Here is a 3,037-nt window from a genome sequence, read left to right as displayed (position 1 = left end):
TGCTGCCGCGCTCGGTGGACCAGGTGGCCGCGCTGCTGGCCGTCCTGCGGCTGGGCGCCGTCCTGGTGCCGATCGACCCGGTGCAGGGCGCGGAGCGCTGCCGGCTGATCGCCGCGGACGCCGCACCGGCCGTGCTGCTCACCGCCCCGGGCACGGACCTGATGGGCATCACGCTGCCGACCGTCCACACCGGCGGGGAATCCGGGGCGCCGGCCGTCGAACTGCCGCCGCTGCCCGTCCCCTCGGCGCGGGCCGCCGCGTACCTGCTGTACACCTCCGGCTCCACCGGCCGGCCCAAGGGCGTGCTGATGCACACCCTCGGCCTGGCCTCGTTCCTGACCTGGAACCTCGCGGGCCACCCGGCCGCCCGCACCCTGCAGTACGCCTCCTGCGGGTTCGACGTCAGCGTCCAGGAGGTGCTGACCACCCTGGCCGGCGGCGGCACCCTGCTGCTGATCGAGGAGGAGACCCGCTACGACATCACCGCGCTGGCCGCCGTCGTCCGGGCCACCCGGGCCGAGCGGCTGCACCTGCCGTACACCCCGCTGGCCGCGCTGGTCGAGGCCCTCGGCGAGGAACCGGTGCCCCACCTGCGCGAACTGGTCCAGGGCGGCGAGCAGTTGCTGCTCACCCCCGCACTGCGGGCCTTCCTGGCCCGCAACCCCGGCTGCCGGCTGCTGAACCACTACGGCCCCACCGAGACCCACGGGGTCACGGTCGGCGAGGCCGGGCCGGACGGACCGGACCACGTGGCGATCGGCCGCCCCGTCCCGGGCAACCGGATCGTGCTGCTGGACCCCGCCGGGCGCCCGACCCCGGCCGGCGCGGTCGGTGAGATCCACGTGCTCGGCGTCCAGGTCGGGCTCGGCTACCACGGCCGGCCGCAGGAGACCGCCGCCGTCTTCACCGACACCCCGGAAGGCCGCCGCTACCGCACCGGCGACCTCGGCCGCTGGCGCCCGGACGGCACCCTGGAGTACCTCGGCCGGGCCGACCGCCAGGTCAAGGTGCGCGGCTACCGGGTCGAACCGGGCGAGGTCGAGACCGTGCTGCGGACCGTGCCCGGCGTGCGCGGCGCGGCCGTGACGGCACGCCGTACCCCGACGGGCACCACGCTCGCCGGGTACGTGCAGTGCGCGGCCGCCGACCTGCCCCGGGTCCGCGACCAGCTGGCCGACCTGCTGCCCGAGCACATGGTGCCGGGGCTCTGGGCCGCGGTCGAGGCGCTGCCGTTCACCACGAACGGCAAGCTCGACGCCGATGCCCTGCCACAGCCGCTGCCGCTGGGCGCCGGCCTGGCCGCCGTCGCCCCGGCCACCGAGCTGGAACGCACCGTGCAACGGCTGTGGGAGGAGGAACTCGGCCGCCCCGCGGGCGTGGAGACCTCCTTCTTCGACCTCGGCGGCCACTCGCTGGCCGCCACCCGGCTGCTGAACCGGGTCCGCGAGGCGACCGGGCTGCGGATCGGCGTGCTGGACTTCTTCCGCCGCCCCACCATCCGGGCGATGGCCGCCCACCGCCCGGCCGCCGACCACCGTCCGGCCCCCGCCTACGAGGAGGGCACCCTGTGACCGCCGCCGCGCCCACGGCCGACCAGGCCTGGGACCGGCTGGTCCGGCTGCTCGGCGAACGTGACATCGTGCTGCGCACCACCGGCGACCGGCTCGGCTACCTGGCCCCGCCCGGCGCGCTGGACGAGGAGGTGGCCGGCCTCGTCCGAGCCCACCGGGCACGGCTGCTGGCCGTCCTGACCGACTCCGGCACGGCGCTCGGCGCCGCGCCGGCCGGGCTGGCGCAACGCCGCCTGCACCGGACCCACGGCCGCTCCGCCGACCCGGCGGTGTGGAACATCAGCCAGCGCATCACCCTGCGCGGCCCGCTGGACCCCGAGCGGCTGGCCGCCGCGCTGACGGCGCTGACCGACCGCCACGAGAGCCTGCGGACCCGCTACCGGGACACCGACCTCGGCCTGCTCCAGCAGGTCATGCCGAACACCCCGGTCGACCTGCCGCTCGACGACCTGCGGGCGCTCGCCCCCGCCGCCCGGGACGCGGCGCTCGCCGAGGCCGCCCGGGCGGAGGGCGCCCTGGCCTTCGACCTGGACGGCGCCCGGCTGCTGCGCGCCCGGCTGCTGCGCTCGGCCGATGACACCTGGGTCCTGCTGCTGACGCTCCACCACATCGTGATCGACGGCTGGTCACTGGCCACCCTGCTGGCCGACCTGGGCACGCTGTACCGCGCGGACGGCCGGCGGCTGCCGGCCCCCGGCCGGATGACCGACCACGCCTGCTGGGAGCGGACCGTGGTCACCCCGGCCGCCGTCGCCGAGGCCCTCGACCACTGGACCGAGGTCCTCGGCGGCACCACGCTGACCGTCGAACTGCCCACCGCCCGGCCGCGCCCCGAGCAGCGCTCCGGGCGCGGCGGCACGGCCGGCCTCCGCGTCCCGGCGGCACTGGCCGACGCGGTGCACCGCTACGCCGCCGGACGCTCCACCACCGCCTCGGCCGTGTTCCTGGCCGGCTACGCCCGGCTGCTGGGCGAGCTGACCGGGGCGGCGGAGACCCTGGTGGTGCTCTCCCACGCCAACCGCACCCGGCCGGTCGACGAGCAGGTCGTCGGCCTGCTCACCTTCGGCCTGCCGATCCGGCTGCCCACCCGCCTCCCGGGCGGCTTCGGGGCGCTGGTGGACGCGGCCGGGCGGGCGATCGCCACCGCCCTGGACCACGCCACGGTGCCGTTCGGCCAGCTGGTCGAACAGCTGCGCGAGCGCGGCGTCCGGCTGCCGGAGTCGTACCCGCAGGTGCTGCTCACCGTGCAGAGCACCCCGACCATCGCCCTCGACCTCCCCGGCCTCACCGCCGAGATCGAGGACGTGCCGGGCCCCTCGAACCGCTCCGACCTCCTGCTGCTCCTCGCCCCGGACGCGGACGGCTACGAGGGCCTGGCCGAGTACGACGCCGACCTGTTCGACCCGGAGACGGTGCGGTCCTGGCTGGAGACCCTGGTGGCCGGCCTGGACCGGGAGCTGACCGAC

2 protein-coding genes are annotated in these 3,037 nt (G+C 76.9%); both read left to right on the top strand.

Going from position 1 to position 3,037, the window contains the following annotated elements; genetic code table 11:
* Positions 1-1,571 (top strand): non-ribosomal peptide synthetase (locus tag BG452_RS25720; protein ID WP_188306743.1); only part of this gene is annotated, 1,571 nt, incomplete at its 5' end.
* A partial coding sequence (locus BG452_RS25715) for a condensation domain-containing protein (protein WP_317621231.1) occupies positions 1,568-3,037 on the top strand: 1,470 nt, incomplete at its 3' end. The genes BG452_RS25720 and BG452_RS25715, both read left to right, overlap by 4 nt.

Source organism: Streptomyces sp. CBMA123 (assembly GCF_014596465.1).
Taxonomy (GTDB): domain Bacteria; phylum Actinomycetota; class Actinomycetes; order Streptomycetales; family Streptomycetaceae; genus Kitasatospora.
Note: the sequence above shows the minus strand (reverse complement) of the source record. Positions and strands in the feature narration are given on the sequence as shown.